We start from the raw sequence: 22,567 nt of genomic DNA, 5'->3' as shown, positions 1-22,567 counted from the left end.
ACTTTACAAACGTGGTCCATGAGATGGGCATGGCAGAGGCGACGCAGACACTGGCACAAATCCCGATGCTGGAAAGCGATGAGCAACAAGCATTACTGACCCTAGGCCGTTATCAAGGCGCGTATCAGGTGCCTACGCAAAGTATTCACAAGTTATTTGAGCATCAAGTTGACTTATTCCCTAATCATGTTGCGATAAGCTATCGTGGCGAGACATTAACGTATAAGCAATTGAATGAGAGAGCGAATGCGCTAGCACATACCATCTCTGCTATGGGGGTGGAACCTGGCTCGCTTATCGGTGTGTGTATTCCTCGCTGTCCGCAAATGATGGTGGCAATACTCGCCATATTGAAGACCGGTGCTGCTTATGTGCCACTCGACCCTACTTATCCAGCTTCTCGCATTGCATTGATCATACAAGACGCTGCATTGAATACCGTTTTATCTATTGGTGACACGGCTATATGCGTTTCCAATATCGCCAATGACGTGATTAATCTAGATGATGTCGACGTGAGTGAGTGCAACAAGGCATACGTCTCGCAAGTGGTCTCACCTGATACGCCTGCGTATGTTAACTACACATCTGGAACTACTGGTAAACCCAAAGGTGTCGTAACCCCGCATCGTGGTGTGTGTAGGTTGGTGCGTTCGCCTAATTATTGTGAACTGAATGAGCATTCTCGCGTTGTTCACTTTGCTTCCATTTCTTTTGATGCTGCAACTTTTGAACTGTGGGGGCCACTATTAAATGGCGGTCGGTGTATTTTCTACCCTGAGCAACAAATTGATTTGCCTGTGATGAACGAATTACTGGCAGACAATCAAGTAGACACCTTGTTTATGACCACAGGTTTATTTAACCAATGGAGTCACACTAAACCCAAGCTGCCCGCTTTAAAACGTATTTTGTTTGGTGGAGAAGTGGCAGACAAGCAAGCTGCAGCAAGAATGTTATCTGCGTTGCCTGATGTTACTTTGGTCAACGTGTATGGTCCCACCGAAAACACAACTTTTACCAGCTTTTATGAAGTACCAAGAGGCGTTTATCAAACACCTTCAAACGCGCCTGCATTACCAATTGGTTCTGTACTAAATGGAAGTGAATTGATTGTGGTGGCCAGAGATGGCAGCTTAACACCACAAGGTGGCATTGGTGAGCTATTGACGGGGGGCGACGGTGTTGCTCTGGGATATCTAAACCAACAAAAAATGACTGAAGAACGTTTTATTCGCCATCCAGTTAGCGGAGATGGCATTTTCTATAAAACGGGAGATTTGGTCCGTTACAATGACACGGGTGAACTTGATTATATTGGTCGAGCTGATAATCAAATAAAGTTAAGAGGTTATCGAATCGAGCTGGGTGAAATCGAGCATGTGCTCGTCGAATGTGAAGAGGTGGAATCTGCGCTGGTGCTGCTAAAGACGAGCAGTACAGACTTAAAGCAGCTCATTGCTTATGTGTGTGTGTCAGCGTCTCACCTCGCCAATAGCATGTCAAATCTGATTGCTCAGCTGCAAGATAAACTCACTGCAAATCTACCTAAATACATGATCCCGGCTGCTTTGGTGCCACTCACAAACTGGCCATTAACGTCGACAGGGAAAATAAACCGCGAAGCGCTGCCGGAGCCAGAATTAGCTGAGGTACAAGGCACGTTTGTTGAAGCAAATACACAACTTGAGGGAAAAATCCGTGAACTAGTGGCTAGATTACTCGTGCTAGATGAGGAAAAAATTAGTATGACAGCCAACTTTTTTGAGTTGGGCGGTCATTCTTTATTAGCAACGCGTCTTGTGAGTGAATTAGAAGCCGTTATTGGCAAAAGAGTGCCTATCAAGGCGGTTTTTGAGCACGTCAGCCTACGATCATTTGCCTCATATATTGAGCAAATAGAACACGTTCAGACGGATACCGTTGAAACCGCAGACCGTAATACGGCAATGAACGCTTCTTATGCGCAACAGAGACTGTGGTTTTTGGATCATCTTCAGGGCGGCTCTCCTGAGTACAATATTAGCGAGGCAATTGAACTGCAAGGGGGGCTGCAGTTAGACGCGGTGCGCAAAGCGCTGCAAGCGTTGGTTGCTCGCCATGAAGTTCTTCGTACGACGTACACACACGCCAATGATCAAGTGTTATGCGTGATACATCCTGAGATTGCACTGCCACTTGAAATCGTGGATCTGTCTACTGAAACGCCTGCGCAGCAAAATCAGGCCATCAACGAGTTAGTTGCGAAACAAGCAGAATGTGTATTTGATTTATCTAAAGATATGCCACTACGCGTCATGCTTGTTAAAAAGTCGGCGCAAAACACCGTACTTGTGTGGACGATGCATCACATTGCGACGGATGGATGGTCTTTGTCTCTGCTAATTCGCGAATTCACAACGTTTTACAGCAGTTACCTAACGGGTGAAAAGTGTGAACTTCCTGAACTTGAAATGCAATATGTTGACTATGCGCATACGCAGAGAACGCGATTTGAACATGGAGAATATAAAAGTTCAGTTGCCTACTGGCAAACATATTTAGACGGCATACCTGATGTACACAGCCTACCTTTAGATTTTCCGCGTCCAGTAAAGCAACGGCATGAAGGTGAGGTATACACTCAGCAAATAAATCCCACGCAGCTAGCGCAATTGAATGCGCTAGCCAGTGCGCATCAAGTGACGTTATTTATGCTGTTAGAAACGGCTTTTGCGCTCGTTTTGTCGCGCTTCAGCGGTGAAACAGACATTGTGATCGGGACGCCGATTGCTGGACGCGAGCATAAATCATTTGAGTTAATTATTGGTTTGTTTGTCAACACCTTAGTCAATCGAATTAACACTGACGGCATTGACACATTCGATGCTTTGCTCGCGCAGGTCAAATCAAATACGTTGGCAGCGTACGAGCATCAACAGGTTCCTTTTGATGCTGTAGTTGAAGCGGTTAATCCTGAGCGTTCCAGCGCGTACAACCCGCTTTGCCAAATAAAGTTTGTATTACAAAATTTTGCATCGGGTGAGTTGGTGTTGCCTCATGTCACGATTAGGCCATATGACGATACGTTGCCGACTCAAGTACATTTTGATTTAGATTTGACTGGTACAGAGCGAGAAGGTGCGCTGTTACTCGAATGGACCTTTAAAAAATCTTTATTTAAACGTGCGACGATTGCACGTATGGCCTCAGCCTTAAACGCGGTGTTAGATACGATTTGCAAGACACCTAGCTGCCAACTTCGTCACATTGAAATGGTACCAGCAATAGAAAAAGCAGCGTTATTACAGCAAGGGCAAGGGGAATCATTGACGTATGACACGCAATCTTGTCTTGTTCGTCAAATTGAAGAACAGGTCGAAAAAACACCCCATGCCATTGCAGTATGTTGCGATGAGTTGTCGCTAACTTATGAGGTTTTGAACAGACAAGCGAATAAATTGGCTTGGGCTTTGGATGAATCTGGGGTTGAACAAGGTGAGTGTGTCGGCCTGTATCTGGAGCGCTCGATCGCATTTTCTATTGCGCTGTTGGCAGTACAAAAGCTTGGTGTGACCTATGTGGTGTTGCCGACTGGCCATGATATTGAACGTATTAATCGCATTGTGAAAGACGCACAAATTGAGGTTGTTTTACAGGCAAAAAGCCATGAGTTAACCGCCATTGGTGGTGTTGATACGTTCTTTATCGATGAAGCAGAGCACGATATACAGTGGCTCTGCGAGTATCAAGAGGACAATCCTAGGGTAGAAATTTCTCCTTCGGATATCGCCTACATTTTGTATACATCCGGTTCAACTGGTACGCCAAAGGGAGTAGAAGTCACTCAGCAAGGGCTTTTAGATTATTGCCAGATATCCGCACAAAAGCATTATCGTGGCAACGGTTCACTGGTTGCGACGGCGACGACGTTTGATTTGAGTATTCCGGGGTTATATGTGCCATTGATGCGTGGTGGTTGTGTGAACTTAGTCAGTGCAGGAGATGAACTCACTAAGTTGGCAGCGTTATTATCTGACCCTGAAATGAGCGGACACTTTATTCGACTGACACCCTCGCATATTCAAGGCGTATTGCCGCTACTCACCGTGTCTCAATCAAGTTCAGAACATGTGTTCGTGATTGGTGGTGAGCGGTTTGATGTGTCGATTGCCAAGCAGATGCAAACTTGTTTTGTCAACGCACAGATCTACAACCATTATGGCCCCACTGAGACGGTAGTGGGGGCTGTGTGTTATGACGTCAGTGCCAATATCGCAACGCTTGAAACAGAAATCCCAATAGGGACTGCTTTACCCAATACGTCTGTGTACGTTTTAGATCAGCATATGGACCTTACGCCGATAGGTGTCCCAGGTGAAATCTACATTGGTGGTACGCGCGTTGCTAAAGGCTATTTGAACCAGCCCGAAATGACGGATGCGCGTTTTATTGATAGCCCATTTGTAGCTGGTGAAAGGCTATATCGTACAGGCGACAGAGCAAGGTTACTGCCTGACGGTAACATTGCATTTATCAGCCGTATGGATGACCAAGTAAAGATTCGTGGTTATCGAATTGAGCTCGGTGAAATAGAGCAGCAACTGCTTGGACATTCTGCGGTTTCTGCTTGTGTGGCACACGTTTGGGAGGAAGCGCACCAGGCTCAGTTGGTTGCTTATGTTGTATTAGACAATGAGGTAGAGAGCCAAGTACTGCAAACTTATTTGCAAGCTAAGTTACCTCACTACATGATCCCTTCAGCAGTAGTTACCTTGGCGAGTTTACCCCTGTCAGCGAATGGTAAAGTTAATCGCAAGCAGCTTACAAAACCGCAAAATAACGTGTCTTCAACGGGTGTATTCTCCAGCCCCACAGAAGTGATGCTGGCTGATATTTGGCGTCGGGCGTTAAACATAGAGCAATTATCACCAAGTGATGACTTTTTTGCGCTGGGCGGGCACTCGCTCATTGCGACACGAGTGGTCAGTGACATCACGAAGTTGTTTAACAAACCCATTACGGTGAGTGAATTTTTTGATTGTCGAACGTTGCATAAAATGGCCAAGCACATTGATGCGATGGAGCGCAAAGACTTTAAGCGAATTCCTCATTGTTTGAGAGAGACGGATCTTGCACTTTCATTTTCTCAACAAAGACTCTGGTTCATTGACCAGTTAGAGAAAAACAGCAGTCAATATAATATGCCCATGGCATTGATGTTGTCTGGGGATTTGAACGTTGGCGCATTGCACGCCGCGCTAAATGCGCTTGTTAACAGGCACGAAGTCTTGCGGACCTGTTATCACAAGAAGCAAGGGCAGCCAATTCAAGTTATTTTACCTGAAGGTCAGGTTGCGATCACACAAGAGGATTTGCAGGCCTATGACGAGCAGGAGCAACTGCAAAGGCTCAGTGAAATCGAAGCGAATGAGTGGTTGACGGGCTTTGACCTTCAGAGCGATATGATGTTTCGGGCCAAATTGGTGCAGTTGGCGCCAACGCGTCACGCGCTCTTCATTACACTACATCATATCGCATCAGATGGGTGGTCCAATGGCATTCTAGTCAAAGAGTTTGCACACTTGTATCAATGCTTTCACAGTGGCACTGACAGTCAATTGGCGCCATTACCAATCCAATATGCTGATTACGCGATGTGGCAGCGTCAGCAGCTTAATGCGCATGAACTAGACAAACAATTGAGTTACTGGTCTTCGCAATTGGCCGAATTGCCAATTGTCCATGGATTACCATTGGACAAACCTCGACCACAACAGCAGCAGTTTGATGCACAAAGCTATGATGTATGCCTCAGCGAAGCTGTATTGCAAAGGTTACAACAGTTCGCGCTAGACAATGGTGCAACCTTGTTTATGTTACTGGAAGTCTTATTTGCAGCTGTGGTAGCACGCTTTAGTAATGAAGATGATATTGTCATTGGTACGCCTATTTCTGGGCGAAACCATAAAGATGTTGAGCCGCTGATTGGTTTATTTGTAAATACTTTGCTGCTTCGCACAGACTTATCGGATAACCCATCTTTTGTGGATCTACTGCAGCAAAGCAAAGAAACATCATTGGCAGCGTATGCCCATCAAGATGTACCATTTGACATGCTTGTAGATAAGCTCAATCCAGATCGTCAGCTTAATCATGCTGCATTGTTCCAAATATTGTTCTCAATGCGAAATAATGAACAGGTGTCCTTGTCATTACCTGCGCTCACTATCGAGGACATACCTGCTCAGCAGGAATTGTCTAAATTTGACCTTCAACTGAGTGCAACAGAGTCTAAACAGGGCCTCGAATTGTCATGGCGTTACGCTACCTCTATTTTTGAACGGACAACCATCACACGCCTCAGTGACGCGTACAATGCATTGCTATCGGCGTGTGTTGAAGACCCTCAAGCGCCTGTTAAATCAATACCTTTAATATCAGAGGCGGCCCATGAAAATATCGTAGCATGGGAGCTTGGTCAGCAAGTACCGTGCACCACGTTGCTGCATCATGCGTTTGAGCAACAGGCTGAAGCGGCCCCTCAACGTATTGCGTTAAGCGATGGGTCCATGGCGCTTGATTATCACACGGTCAACAAAATGGCCAACCAGCTCGCACATTACTTGTGCGCACAAAACGTGAAACCTGAGGACAAAATAGCGCTATTGCTCAATCGCTCATGTATGTCGATTGTCTGCATTTTAGCGATCTTAAAAGCAGGGGCTGCGTATGTGCCGATTGACACTGCTAGCCCGAATGAGCTGACTGAGCAAATTGTCGCGGACAGTGACAGTGTCTTATTACTTTGCGATGCAGACATTTCTTTGGCTGTCTCGGTGAATCGGGTCAATGTCAAAGACTTAGATCTCAGTACTTTCCCTGCAGATAATCCACTCAGTGTTGAGGTCGATGCGACACAACTTGCTTATGTTATCTATACATCTGGATCATCAGGTAAGCCTAAAGGCGTGATGGTTGAGCATGCATCATTGGCGAATTTAGCAGCCAACTTGGGACCAAAGGGCATTGATCACACTATATTTGGAGGTTGCTTTGCACTGAGTGCCACTTATGCATTTGACTCGTCGATAAAAGCGTTGGTGCAATTGGCGCATGGTGCAGAGATCTATGTGCTGAGTGATCACCAAAAAATGAATATATCGGCATTGAAACATTTGTTGCTGACTCATGAACGTTCCATCACTGTGATGGACTGCACGCCTAGTTTATTGGAAGTATGGCTAGGGCAGGGGTTGGGAGAGTATTTACCGAACTTGCTGATTGGTGGTGAGGCTATCTCTGATGCATTGTGGCAACGATTGGTGAAGTGGCAAGCTGCGACAGGTAAAAAAGCACTTAATGTGTACGGGCCGACAGAATGTACCGTTGATACGACTTGGGCCTTAATTAAAGGTCAAAAGGCGGTGATAGGGCGTCCCCTAAACAATGTACGTATTTATGTTTTAGATGCACATATGCAACGTGTGCCAGTTGGTGTGTCTGGTGAGCTATATATCGGCGGTGCAGGCATTGCTAGAGGATATATCAATAATGCTCAATTGACACAGCAACAGTTTGTAATCGATCCCTTTAATTCACACTCTAGACTTTATAAGACAGGCGATAAAGTACGCTGGAGCGAGTCGGGCTGTTTGGAGTTTATAGGCCGCATTGACAATCAAGTTAAGATCAGAGGTTACCGGATTGAACTTGCGCACATTGAGCAACAGCTGTTGTGCGTTAAAAAAGTGACTGACGCTGTGGTACATGTGCTCGATATACAAGGTAGCCAGCAAATCGTTGCGTATGTTGTTTTAGACAGTCATGAACAGAATATACAAGGAATTGAACAAAGCTTAGCGCGTCATTTGCCTTCGTATATGTTGCCAAGTGCGATCATTGCGATACAAAAAATACCATTAACGCGAAATGGGAAGGTCGATTACGACGCATTGCCATTACCTGATTATGACTTTTCGGCGATAGCGCTTTTGCCAGCTCAGACACCCACAGAGAAGGCGCTGGCTGGTATTTGGAAAAATACTTTGGGGGTTGAAGAAGTTGGCAGAAACAGCGGATTCTTTGAATTGGGTGGTCACTCCATCATGGCAATTAAACTGGTCAGTGACATTGCTAGCGAGCTTGGCAAAACCGTCACGGTGAGAGACGTCTTTGAAAATCAGCAACTAGAGGCGTTTGCGTCATATTTAGATACGTTAAGGGTCGAGTATCAACAACATATCAGTGCAGTCTCGAAAGATGAACCTTTGGTGCTGTCGTACGCACAACAACGGATTTGGTTTATTGATCAACTAGAAGGTGGTAGCGCGCAATACAATATTTCAATGCCCGTTAAGCTCGTTGGTGAACTGCACGTGCCCGGGTTGCAACGAGCGCTATCAGAGTTGGTCAAAAGACACGAAATTCTTCGCACCGTGTATTTACAAAATGATGAAGGTACTTATCAATTTGTCACATCACACTACGATGTTCCTTTGGTCGTTGAAGATATATCAGCGCTCACTGCATCAGCGAAACAGGCAGCATTGCGACAAGCTGTGAATAGCGAAACTGAGCAAGCATTCGATTTGAGCTCAGACATGATGATAAGAGCGCGTTTAATTAAGCTCAACGAGGGCGAACATGCACTGGTGTTTACGATTCATCATATTGCGACCGATGGTTGGTCAAACTCATTGTTACTCAATGATTTTGCAAATTTATATCAACAACAGGTGGCGGGTGAAAAGAGTGTTACGCTCCCAGAAATGCCAATTCAATATGCGGATTTTGCATTTTGGCAGCGAACTTATTTCTCAGATGAACATTTAACTCAGCAACTCAACTATTGGAAGCAGCAGTTGGCGTCATTGCCTACTTTGCATACTTTGCCTACAGACAAGCGAAGACCTGCACAGCAGCAGCTGGGCGCACAAAAGCATCTAGAAGTAATCGATAGGGAGCTGCTCGATTCATTACAAAAACTGGCAACAGGTTATGACACAACATTATTCACTGTGATTCATACCGCGTTTTCAATTTTATTAGGTCGTTTGAGTGGTGAAGATGACATTGTGATTGGTTCACCGATAGCTGGTCGTAACTTGAGCGATATCCAAAACGTATCAGGGTGCTTTATCAATACGTTGGTGCTGAGAACCAGTTTGGCAGAACATCAAACATTTGAAGCGTTTTTACAGCATTGCAAAGCAGTGAACTTGGATGCCATGTCACATCAGGATTTACCTTTTGATCTGTTAGTTGATGAGTTAAACCCCGAGCGAAGCCTTAGTCATGCACCCGTATTTCAGATTTTACTCTCGATGCAAAATTACGAGCAACAAACGATTGAATTACCTGAACTTCGATTGCAAAAGCTCATTGAACAAGACGTTAAGTCGAAGTTTGATATTCAGTTAGTAGTGGGTGAGACCGAAGGACAGCTAGAGTTTACTTGGGTGTATGCAACGGCACTTTTCAACGCTCAGACTATGACGCGTTTTGCTGCAGCATTGACGTCAATATTGCAGCAGGTTGCCCAAGATGTTGAATTTAACATACGAAGTTTCCCGTTGTTTGACGATGTGTCTCGCTCGCAAACGGGGGTACGTGAATTGGCAAACCGAGCGCGCACACTGATCGACTATATTGAAGCACAGGTTCTGTTAACGCCCAACAATATTGCAGTACGTGATGCGCAAACGACGTTGACTTATCATCAATTAAACGAACATTCCAACCGGCTGGCAAGCGCTTTATTAGCGCACGGAGTATCACCTGAGCAAAAAGTGGGGGTGTGCTTAGCGCGCAGTACAGAATTGCTTATTGCGTTACTGGCAGTGCAAAAAATTGCAGCGACTTACGTGATGTTATCTATTGGTGCAGAACAGCAACGGCTTGAGGGCATTATTGAAGATGCTGAAATTCAAGTGGTGCTTCATGACGGACAAAGTGGCTCTAGCCTGCCTCACAAAGTGACGTTAATTGAGATAAGTAATGAGGCATTGCGCACGGGGAATTTTAGCAAACATGCCGCAGAAAACCCGGAGGTAGAAAGAAATACAGCACATAGCGCTTATATTTTATACACTTCAGGCTCTACCGGTAAGCCAAAAGGAGTGGAAATAAGTCAGCTAGGCTTGAATGACTACTGTCAGTTATCTTCAAAACATCATTACCCTGGTGATGGCTCCGTAGTTGCCAGTGCACCGGTGTTTGACCTGACGATTCCTGGCCTTTACGTCCCCTTATTAAATGGTGGGTGTGTGCACCTGCTCAAAGAGGGGAATGAATTAAATGATCTTGCGCTGTTTTTGGCTGAGCACGATGACTCGTCTTTGTTAATTCGTTTAACACCTTCACACGTACAAGGTCTTTTACCGCTGATAGAGCATCAAATATTTATTGCACAACATGTGTTTGTAATTGGCGGGGAACGGTTTGCGCCAGATTTGGCTAAACGCTTACAAGCCCAATTCGCGCATAGCCAAATTATTAATCACTATGGTCCAACAGAAACCGTTGTGGGTGCGATGAGTTTTGATGTGACGTCGCATGAAGCGGTCATTGAAACTGAGATCCCTATCGGCAAGCCATTACCCAATACCGAAGTGATGATCCTAGATACATCTGGGGCTAGAGTGCCTACAGGCGTACCAGGAGAGCTCTGTATTGCGAGTCCGCGGGTTGCTAAAGGGTATTTAAATCGGCCGCAGCTTAACCAATCCGTGTTTGTAAATAACCCTTACGTTAAAGATGCGCACAGTCCTTACGCACGCATGTACCGTACAGGTGACAAAGTTCGAGAGCTGGCTGATGGCAATATTGCATTTATGGGGCGTTTAGATAGGCAAGTAAAAGTACGCGGTTTCCGTGTTGAACTGGCTGAAATTGAATTACAAATAAGTGCTTACAGAGATGTAGAACAAGCGGCAGTAAAAGTCTTTGAGGAGGTTGAAAACACCATATTAGCCAGTTATTTGGTCGTTAAGAATGAATTTGATGAACGTGCATTTATGGCGTTTTTAAAGCACCGCTTGCCAAGCTATATGATCCCAACATCAGTTCAAGTCATCGACGCGATGCCACTGAATAATAATGGCAAGGTGAACTTACATGCGTTGGCGCGACCGCAAAATGTCATCGCGCAATTTACCCCACCAGAGACGGATATCGAACATCGTTTGGTCAGTATTTGGCAAGATGTTTTACAGCGAGAGACCGTCAGTATTACCGCAAACTTTTTCGATTTGGGTGGCAACTCCCTATTGGGAACACGTGTGATCAATGCGGTGCAAAAAGAGTTTGATATTGAGCTTCCTCTGAGAAGCTTATTTGAGCAATCAGATATTCGCAGTATCGCCACATTAGTAGAAGCGCTGACAATTAAAAAAAGAAGCATTCAAATGGCACTTGCGGAAGAACAACAAAATATGGAAGAAACGGAGTGGTGATATGCGTTTAACAGATCTTGTCAGGGAATTAAACGAGTTAGGGATTTATCCGTATGTTGATGCGGGAAAATTAAAAACACGTTCAGAACAGCCTGTGACCGATCCCAATGTGATCAAACTAATTAAAGACAACAAGACAGAATTGATTGCATTTTTGCAACAGGATGAAGGCGAGCTAGCTGTTGAGCCAATCGTATTGCTTAGCAATCGAGATGCGCCAAGCATTGCTTCCTATGCTCAGCAGCGGTTGTGGTTCATCGATCAGCTTGAGGGGCACAGTGCACAATATAACATCAACATTGCAATTGAATTGGTCGGCGACATTAATCTGGCAGCCATTCAATATGCGCTTGATAACATTGTTGAGCGTCATGAGATTCTTCGCACGACTTTCATTAAAATTGATGATCAGCTATTGCAGCAAGTGAATGATGTCTCACATGTTGAGATAAACCAAGTTGACCTCAGTGATGAAGATGAACAAACACAACAGCAACAGCTACAAGCATGCTTGCTACAGCGTGCTCAGCAGAGTTTCAACCTAGCGCAGGATATCATGCTTAGGTGCAGTTTGATTCGTCTTGCTGCAGATAACATAACCTGTTTGTTTACCATTCATCATATTGCGTCTGATGGGTGGTCGCGTACTGTATTGATGCGCGAATTTAGCGAATTATATCGTGCTTATGCGACGCAAACTTCCGCTAACCTTGAACCGCTATCTGTTCAATACCGGGACTTTGCTGCGTGGCAAAGAAAGTCACTGCAGGGAGACGCTCTAAAACAGCATCTAGAATGGTGGACATCAAAGCTAGTTGAGTTACCAGAGATACATCAATTACCACTGTGCCATAAACGCCCGGCACAGCAGCAGTTTGATGGCGGAAAATACATTTACAATGTTGATCGCGGCGCACTGGATGAGCTGTGCCAAAAGTATTCTGTTACGCCCTTTGTGGCGCTGCATACTATATTTGCGATTTGGATGGCACGATACAGCAACGAGTCTGATATTGTCGTGGGCACCCCGATTTCAGGCCGAATGCATCGAGAAATTGAAGGATTAGTCGGGTTTTTTGTCAACACGCTGGTGCTCCGTACAAATGTGGATCCTGCCCTCAGTTTTGAAGCATTATTGACGCAAAATAAAGCCAACGTTTTAGATGCATTTTCGCATCAGCAGATCCCGTTTGATATGCTGGTCGAGCAATTGCAGCCCTCACGAAGCTTAGCTTTTAGTCCCTTATTTCAAGTTTTGTTTTCCTATCATCAAGGTGGCGACAATGAGGCCGGTGTTGTGTTACCCGGTGTGCAGATTAACGCGTTAGAAAACGAAGAGAATACCAATCAGTTTGACATCGAATTTAATGTCTCTGTCCAAAACGATGGTGTAACGATGGTTTGGTCGTATAACCGCACTTTATTCACGCAAACCGCGATTGAAAGGTTTGCTCGAAGCATCGGTGCACTGTTGAGAGGAGCCGCTGCGGACCCTGCATGCAATGTATTGGCCTTGCCTCTGCTAGACCCCGTTGATGTACCCAAGGCACACGCGACCATTGAATTAAATGAAACCGTGGCTTTCGTGCACCAGCTTTTTGAAAATCAGGCGACATACAAAGGAGGTAACACCGCCCTAATATGTGATGAACAAGCGCATAGCTATGAAAGTATTAATGCAAATGCGAATAGGGTTGCACATTATCTCATTGCTTCTGGGGTTAAAATTGGTGAATGTGTTGGTCTATGCACCACCAGAAGTACGGATATGTTAGTGGGCCTGTTAGGGATTCTTAAAGCGGGTGGGGCTTATGTGCCTTTCGATGTAGAGGCTCCTCAGGCGCGTATATCAGCACAGTTAGAGGTGGCTGATATCAAAGTGGTGTTGACACAGTCTGAATTGATGATGGATCTGCCGTTTGATGATCAAGAAGTGTTGCCTTTAGACTTCGTGGACGACCTACTGAGTGGCATGTCAACGGATAACCCGGAATTAGCCCAAATGACATCACAAGACACTGCGTATGTGATTTTTACGTCTGGCTCTACCGGTGTGCCAAAAGGGGTCAGGGTTAGCCACGCCAACGTAGTTAATTATGTTGAGTATGCGGCGCTTGAATATCAAATGGCGGATATGGCGGGAGCTGTCGTGAGTGTGCCCCTGACTTTTGATGCGGCCGTTACATCAATAATGACCCCATGGGTTGTTGGCAAACCCGCCGTCTTACTTGCCGATGAAATCCAAAACTATTTACCTCAACTAAAACAGTATTGTTGCGAACCTAAACCCTGGTTGTTCAAGCTAACACCAGCACATATTGAGCTCCTGAGCAAAGACGCGCCAGCACTAAGCGACGCTAAGCATCACTTTGTTGTGGGAGGAGAAGCTTTGTCTCAATCGGTTGCGGCCAAGTTATTTTCAGTAGTTTGCCCGCAAGCGGTGCTTTTCAATGAATATGGTCCTACTGAGACAACTGTTGGTTGTAGTGTATACCGAGTGACGAAAGCGTCGCTTGATGCCAGTCGAAGTGCAGTACCGATTGGCAGAGGTATTGCCAATACCCATATACACCTTCTCAATGCGCAACAACAACCAGTACCACAAGGTGCCACAGGCGAGATCGTGGTGGCTGGTAAGGGTGTGAGTCAAGGGTATATCCAATCACCTACGCACCCAACAGACAAGTTCATTCGCGATGACGAAGGCATATACCCATATATGTATCGCACCGGCGACCTGGCACGCTATTTAGATAGCGGTGAGCTCGAGTACGTAGGGCGTGCTGACAATCAAGTTAAGCTCAGAGGGTTTAGAATAGAGTTGTCTGAGATTGATGCTGTTGTAAATAAATTCACCGATGTGAGTGAGGCCTGTACGGTGGTATGTGAGCGGGACAATCATGACAGTGTGATTGTCAGTTACATTGTCCCCAAGCAAGACTTTTTAGAAAGCGAACAGGATGAGACCTTGCTCGAAGGGGTTAAGCACACCATAACAACTCAGCTTCGTGCGCACTGTAAGGCGCATTTACCGGAGTATATGTGCCCGTCCGTTTTTATGTTTGTAAGTGCAATACCGCTGACCAACAACGGAAAAGTTGATCCCAAAGCATTGCCAACTCCACAAGACAGTGACTTCGAGAAAGAACAATACATTGCGCCAAGCAGTGAATTAGAGCTGCAACTTGCTGATATTTGGCAGTCAGTGCTTGGTCTTCAACAGATAGGCATAGACGATAATTTCTTTAGTTTAGGTGGCCACTCATTACTGGCAACCCAAGTGATCAGTGAAATCGAGGTGCAGCTGAGTTTACGCGTGCAAGTACGAGAGCTGTTTGAACTAAGTACAATCCGTACATTAGCAGAGGCATTATCAACGCGCGCAGCTGCCCGCGAAACACTCATTCCACGCATCAGCCGAGATAGCGCGCTACCGCTGTCATTTTCTCAGCGCAGGTTATGGCTTGTAGATAGTATCGATGGAGGCAGTACGCAGTATCATATCGACAATTTACTCAAGTTAGAGGGGCATCTTGATCTAGCGGCGCTACAGTACGCATTCGATACTATTTTATCTCGTCATGAAGTATTACGTAGCAACTATGTCGTCGTCGATGGTCAACCCAATCAAGTGATCCGTGACGCGTGTGCATTCGACTTTTCGATCGTGGACATAGACAAGCAGAGCATGGTGCTGGATGACGCAATTAGATTAGCGCGCCAAAAACCTTTTGATTTATCCAATGACCTATTAATGCGCGCTACCTTGTATCGTTTGGATACACAAAACCATGTTCTGCTATTAACGGTACATCACATTAATGCTGATGGTTGGTCTACCACATTACTGATCGATGAATTCATAGAGTGCTACCGTGCCAGCTTAGAAGGTCGAGCGCCACACTTACAGCCTCTAAGTTTACAATATGCAGATTATGCAAGCTGGCAACATGATTTTATTCAGTCAAGTCAATGTGCCGAACAGCTGCGTTATTGGCAACAACAATTGAGTGAATTGCCTGTCGTACACAGTTTGCCTTTGGATAAACAAAGACCTCCTGTACAAGAGTTTCACGGTGCCAAGGTGAGCCATGTTGTTGACAGTCAAACTCAGCGTGCACTGCAAAAATTAGCGAATGATCACGGTGCGAGCTTATTTATGGTGCTGCAAAGTGCTTTTGCGCTGTTAATTGGACGTTGGAGTAATGAAACAGATATTGTCATTGGTTCCCCCGTAGCTGGTCGCACAAACAAGCAGTTAGAGTCACTTGTTGGTTTCTTCATCAATAGCTTAGTTCTCAGAACAACATTAGAGGGTAATCCTAGCTTTGTGGCGTTATTAGAACAAAATAAAGCCATGGTGTTAGATGCGTTTGCACATCAAGATGTCCCATTTGACCTATTGGTTGATGAACTCAAACCTGAGCGAAGCCTAAACCATGCCCCGGTATTTCAGGTCAGTTTTACGTTGCACAACCTGAACAATGTACAAGGTGATTTACCGGGTATTACTGTCGGTGAATATAAGCTTGATAAAGCGCAATGTCGTTATGATTTAGAGTTGCATATCACCGAAACGCCCCAAGGGCTTGCCGTTCGCTGGCTGTATGCGACCAGTCTGTTTGAGCACCAAACAATTGAGCGTTTTGCGCAGTCATTCGCAAGTTTATTGGCGTGTATTGTTGCTGATCCTAATCAGCCAGTACAGACCATGGCTATTCTGCCACAAAGTGACCAACTGCAACTTGCGCAGCTGCAAACACGCACAGCTGACATTGCGAGTGTATGTGTACATGAAATGTTTGAGCGATTTGTTGAGGCTCAACCTGACGCCGTTGCAGTCGAATGTGAGGGAGAGTCAATCACCTATCTGGCACTTAACCAAGCAGCAAATCAACTTGCACGGTTATTGCTCTCTCAGGATGTCAAACCGAACCAATTGGTGGCGTTGTGCGTTGAGCGTTCAGTCGAAACGTTGATCGGCATTTTGGGTATTTTGAAAGCTGGTGCCGCCTATTTACCAATCGACCCTGAGTATCCAGAAGAGCGTATCAGTGCCATGTTAGAAGATTCCGGCGTTGAAGTGGTGCTCACTCAGCAGGGGGTATTGGAGACACAGGCCATATTGGCTGAGTACACAACGATTCCTTTGGATGAACAAATGCGAGCGGTTTTCCTTTCGCCGTTTGCGGATGACAACATTGCACCTGAATCGCTAAATCTAACGCCCGATAACTTGAGTTACTGCATATATACTTCGGGTTCTACCGGGAAGCCTAAAGGTGTCTTATTGAACCATCGTGGTATGGTGAATTTGGCGCACAACCAAAGCTCATTATATGACACATCTTCACTTAGCAGGGTGCTTGGATTTGCGTCCTTGAGTTTTGATGGCGCAACGTGGGAGTGGCTATGGGCTTTAACCAGTGGCGCCACGCTGTTTATTTGTAGCCAAGCGCAGAGAACATCTGCTGACAAACTGTCTACGTTTATTGTTGATAAACAAATTACACATGCAGCCATACCACCCGCCTTGTTGGCTGAAATCCCCCAAGAGAAAGCGTATGCACTGGCCGTGCTCATTATTTCAGGTGAAGCGTGTGAAGAAAGCTTAGCGTGGCAATGGGCGCAAAAATGTCGCGTCTGTAACTCGTATGGTCCATCCGAAGGGACGGTCGCGGCGACGCACAAAGACGTGCTACCCCATGAGCCCATAACGCTGGGTCATGTACTTGATAATGTCGAAGTTAAAGTTGTAAATGCCTATGGGCAAAGACAGCCTATTGGGGTCCAAGGTGAGTTGTGTTTGGCCGGTTATGGATTGGCACAGGGTTATCTGAACCGTCCTGATCTCACTGGAAGCAAATTCGTCCAAGATGATGATGGCACACGTTTCTACCATACGGGAGATTGGGTTAAATGGCTCAATAATGGTGAACTCACATTCGTTGGTAGGGTTGATGACCAAGTTAAGATTCGCGGTTTTAGGATTGAACTGGGGGAAATAGAGAGTCGCCTATTGACTCATTCTTGGGTAGCCAAAGCGATCGTGTTATCAGACAACAGCAGCGGCGTGGCACGTTTGGCTGCTTACATTGTGGTACGCGATATTTCAGAAGAGGCGCAAAATGATGTCTTACTGGGTAAAGCTTGGCGAGCATATTTAAAGCAAGACTTGCCTGACTATATGGTGCCTTCGGCCTTTGTTGTGGTTGATGACCTGCCATTAAATACCAATGGAAAAGTAGACAAAACCAAGTTGCCTAAACCTAACTATCAAGCACAGCAAGCTTATGTCGCCCCTTCAAATGACATAGAGCTAACACTGACAGCTATTTGGCAAGATGTTTTACGTGTTGATCAGATTGGGATCAATGATAACTTTTTTGAAAATGGGGGGGATTCTATCCTCGCGATGCAGGTGGTGACGCGTGCGAAAGAGTCGCAGGTGGAAATCTCTACAAAACAGTTATTTGAAGCTCAGACAATCGCCGAGCTAGCCAAATTAGCTGGGAAAACAACGAGCGTTGAAGCCCCTCAAGCTGCTGTGACAGGTGGGATTAAACTACTGCCAATTCATCACTTATTCTTAAATGAAGAAACGGTTGATAGGCATCACTACAATCAAGCCGTTTTACTCACTGTGCCTGACGAATTTAACCAAGACGCGCTCGAAGCCATTATTGCAAAAATTTACCAAAGACACGACGCGCTGCGCCTCAGGTTTGAAGAGCAAGGCCAGCATTGGCAAGGGGAGCACCATGCTAATAACGAGGCGTTGATTACCAATAGTTGTATTGTGGAGATGCAACCTGAGGAGTATAGCGAGCAGTGGATCACGGCGCGTTGTACCCATTGGCAACGTGCATTTGAGTTGTCAAAAGGGCCTTTACTGCGCGCTGTTTATTTCAAATCTGAGCAAGGTGCCAGTCGTTTATTCTTAGTAGTTCACCATATTGTCGTTGATGGTGTGTCTTGGCGGATATTGCTGAATGATGTTCAGTCTGCCTATGAACAATGGTGTCGTCACGAGTCCATAACCTTAGGTGAAAAAACATCTTCATATCAACAATGGACAAATGCGATAACGGATTATGCGCACAGTGAGGGCTTGTCTGAGCAGCGCGATTACTGGGTTGCTCAATATCATCATGACATTGCCCCGCTGCCTCTAGATAAGCCAGATACTGGTTGGGGCAGTATTGGCAGTACTGCGACTACCGCCATCGAATTGACCGCCTCTGAAACACAGTTGTTACTGCAAGATTGTAATAAGGTATATCGAACGAAAATTAATGAACTATTACTTGCGGGTGTGTTTCTTGGTATGCGCCGCTGGACAGGCAGTGATGGTCTGCGCATTCGTTTAGAAGGTCATGGTCGGGAGCCTTTGTTCGACACGCTCAATATGTCAGGTACTGTGGGCTGGTTTACTAGTGTATATCCTTTGGCCTTGCACTGTGAGTGTGCGCATGTTGCTGATGTAATAAAGGCGGTGAAAGAGCAATATCGTGCGTTGCCAGACAACGGTATAGGTTATGGTGTACTGCGTTATCTCACTCAAGATGCAGCATTATTGGCGGTATGCGAAGGGCAAGAACCAGAATTAGAATTTAACTACTTAGGGCAATTTGATCAGGTCCTCAATGAGGACACGGCATTTGATGCCGCGCCTGAGCATGTCGGTGAAAAAATCAGCCATGCTAGGTCGCGCATGCACCGCTTAGGGCTTTCTGGCAAAGTATTTGATGGTCAATTGTTTTTTGTGCTTGATTACAGCACCGATAACTATGCGAAAAGCACCATGGTGCAACTTGCAAAATGGATAGAAGACGGAATTCGCTCAGTGATAGAGCATTGTCAGCAAGTTCAAGTCGGAGGCTTCACGCCTTCGGACTTTTCACTGGCACACGTCGATCAACGACAGCTGGATAGTTGGCAATCTCAATACCCGAAGATAAACAAACTTTACCCAGCGACGCCTATGCAAAGTGGCTTGCTATTTGAAAGTATGATTAACCCAGGTACCTATGTGGTACAAACGTTTCCTGTGTTAGCTGGCAACTTGGACGTGTCCATATTTAAGCAAGCTTGGCAAGAAATGGTCAACGCGCATGATATTTTACGCACTGTATTTGTTGGCGAAGGTGATTCATTACATCAATTGGTTGTCAGCGAAGCGACCTTGCCGTGGCGGTTTGAAGATTGGCGTGAGCTGGACGAGGCAGCGCAACAGCGTAAGTTTGCTGAACTTCAACGTCAAGATCGAGCGCTTGGTTTTGATTTTAAAACGGCTCCATTACTGAGGATCACGCTACTACAAATTGCGGATGCGCGTTTTCAATTGCTTTGGAGCCAACATCATACAATTTCGGATGGGTGGAGTATCCCTGTCATATATCGAGACGTGATCTCTTTATATGAGCAACTATCACTAACAGGGAAGGTTGAACCTTTAACACCCACGCCTTATGAAAACTATATGTCATGGCTGGTTGCACAGGATAAATTAGCGGCGCAAAGCTACTGGCAGAAGCTTATGGCAAATGTCGTTTCCCCCACCGTGCTTGATCTAATCAAGCCAGCGCAAATTCAAGCGCCAGCTTATGTCAAACAAACCTTGTCGCTGTCTTCAAGTGATACTGAGCAACTTAACCAATTAGCCAAACAACACCAAACGACGCTTAACACCTTAGTGCAGTGGGCGTGGGGATATTTATTGCATCAGTATAGTGGCGAGTCAGAGATACTTTTTGGCTCCACGATATCGGGTCGGCCGGCGTCAGTTTCTGGAATCGAAACAATGGTTGGCTTATTTATAAATACAATTCCAGTGAAGATCCGATTCGTCGATGGTCAACCCCGTGAGTCAGCATTTACTGAATTACATCAGCAGTTTCAGCAAAGTGTTGAATATGGGTATTTGCCACTGGCGCAAATTCAAAGGATGTCTCATGTAGCTGCGGGCACGGCGTTGTTTGATAGCTTGTTGGTATTTGAAAACTTTCCAATTGATGGTGAAGTCGCTGAGTCGAACTTGGAACATGCAATTACCATTGAGGCGTCCCAAGGTGAGCAGCAGACCCATTACAACATGACTTTGATAGTGAACCCCAATGATGCGCTGCGAGTGGAGTTCAGATATCGTACTTGTGACTATGAGTGCACGGCTGTTGAACGACTCAAAGCGCAATTTGGTCAAATTCTACAGAGCTTAGTCCAGCAAACAGCGATTAACTTATTAACGGATGCAGAAGCGAAAATGATTTGTTCGCAGCATCAAACCACAACCCCTTATGCAAGTGAGATGACGATATCTCAAGGGTTTGAGCAGTGGGTGCGTAAAACGCCGCAACACTGTGCTTTGATTGTTGGTGCTCAACAGCTGAGCTATCAAGCACTCAACATCCGTGCAAATCAGGTTGCACATAAATTACGGTCTCTTGGTGTTTGTGCTGGCACTTGGGTTGGCCTTCACTGTAACCGCAGTGTTGAGATGGTGGTGGGGATCCTCGCGATTATAAAAGCGGGTGCAGGCTACGTCCCTCTTGATGCGAGCTACCCTGAGAGTCGATTGCGGTTTATTCAACAGCAGACACAACTCAACCTAGTGTTAACGCAACAAGCACTGATCCCCGATGCCCATTTTGAAAATGTAGAGATGCTGGCGTTGGATGAGGTGTCGCAGTTTAGCGCCATGTCTCAGCAAAACCTTGATTTAGCAGCATTGGAGGTCAACGCAAATAGCAAGCTCGTCGCGTTATATACATCGGGATCCACCGGGACGCCTAAAGGAGTTGAGCACTCCCACCGTAGCTTTGTGAATGTGGCCGAAGCGATGAAGCGCCAGTATCCGCAAATCAATAACAATGGCGCCGTACTGCATTACTCGACCATTAATTTTGATATGTCGTTATATGAATTAACACAAGCATTTTTCACTGGCAGCACGTTAGTGGTCGTGGAAGATCAAGCTCGCTATGAGTTAGGTAAAATTGTCGAATTAATCGACCAGCACCAAGTTGAATGCGCTTATTTCCCAACGGCATTATTGGGACGTCTTGTTCACTTTACACACAGTTCGCCTGAATGTTTGTCATCGTTGAAAGTGTTACAGGTTGCGGGTGAGCAGCTTCTTATCAGTGACGAAATTAGACAGTTTTTCGCTGCGAAGCAATGTCAGCTCATTAACTTATATGGCCCCACAGAGAGCTTTGTTGTGAGCCATGAAGCATTAACAGGAGATCCTATACTTTGGCCCGATGTGCCATCAATAGGGAAAGCTGTTGATAACGTTCAGTTATATGTGCTAGACGCCCAACAGCGTCATGTGCCCATTGGCGTATCTGGAGAGCTTTATATTGCTGGGGATGGCTTGGCAACGGGGTATATTGATTTGGTGCAAAACAGCAATACGTTTGTTCAAATCTCATTACCTAATGGCAGCGCTCATCGGGCTTACAAAACCGGTGATGTAGTGCGTTGGAATGCGTCTGGCAAACTGGAGTTTATTCGCCGTATCGATAATCAAGTCAAAATTCGAGGCTTCAGAATTGAAGTGGGTGAAGTTGAAGTTGCGCTTAAAAACTTACCTGATATCGAAGATGCGGTCGTCGTCACTCAATCCCGTGCAGGCGAGCATTATCTTGTGGCGTATGTCGTGAGCAATACGCAGCAACAGGCCAGTATCCAAAGCCAATTAAAACAAATACTTCCTTATTACATGATCCCAGCATCTATCGTGAATATGGAGATACTGCCACTCAATGCCAATGGGAAAGTGGATATTCGTGCTTTGCCTGAAGTACAAGTCACCAATCAACAGGCGTTTGTGGCGCCAGCCAGTGAAATTGAAAAGCGCTTAGCCGCGCTTTGGTCAGACGTGTTAAGCCTGAGTGAAGTCAGTACCCAATCCAGCTTTTTTGAATTGGGTGGGCACTCTATCTTAGCGATGAAATTAATCCCCATGATGTTGAACGAGTTTGATGTTGCCATCTCTGTCGCTGATTTATTTAACTATTCAACGATAGCAGAGCAAGCTGAGTTGATTCAGCTGCTAGCGCAACATGCCCAGACTCAAGGACATCAAATAGAACAATCATCAGAAGAACTAGAAGAATTGGAATGGTAAT

2 protein-coding genes are annotated in these 22,567 nt (G+C 45.6%); both read left to right on the top strand.

Annotation, left to right across the window (positions count from 1 at the left end; translation table 11 throughout):
• Window positions 1–29: 29 nt before the first annotated feature.
• On the top strand, window positions 30–11,435 hold the full coding sequence (locus L1286_RS01750; protein WP_235405212.1) for a non-ribosomal peptide synthetase: 11,406 nt from the start codon (window positions 30–32) through the stop codon (window positions 11,433–11,435).
• Between the two features lies 1 nt (window position 11,436).
• Entirely contained in the window at window positions 11,437–22,566 is an 11,130-nt protein-coding gene (locus L1286_RS01745) for a non-ribosomal peptide synthetase (protein WP_235405211.1), read from the top strand.
• The last annotated feature ends 1 nt before the right edge of the window (window position 22,567 follow it).

This window comes from Pseudoalteromonas sp. SMS1, assembly GCF_021530565.1.
Taxonomy (GTDB): Bacteria; Pseudomonadota; Gammaproteobacteria; order Enterobacterales; family Alteromonadaceae; genus Pseudoalteromonas.
This window is presented reverse-complemented; position numbering and strand designations above follow the sequence as displayed.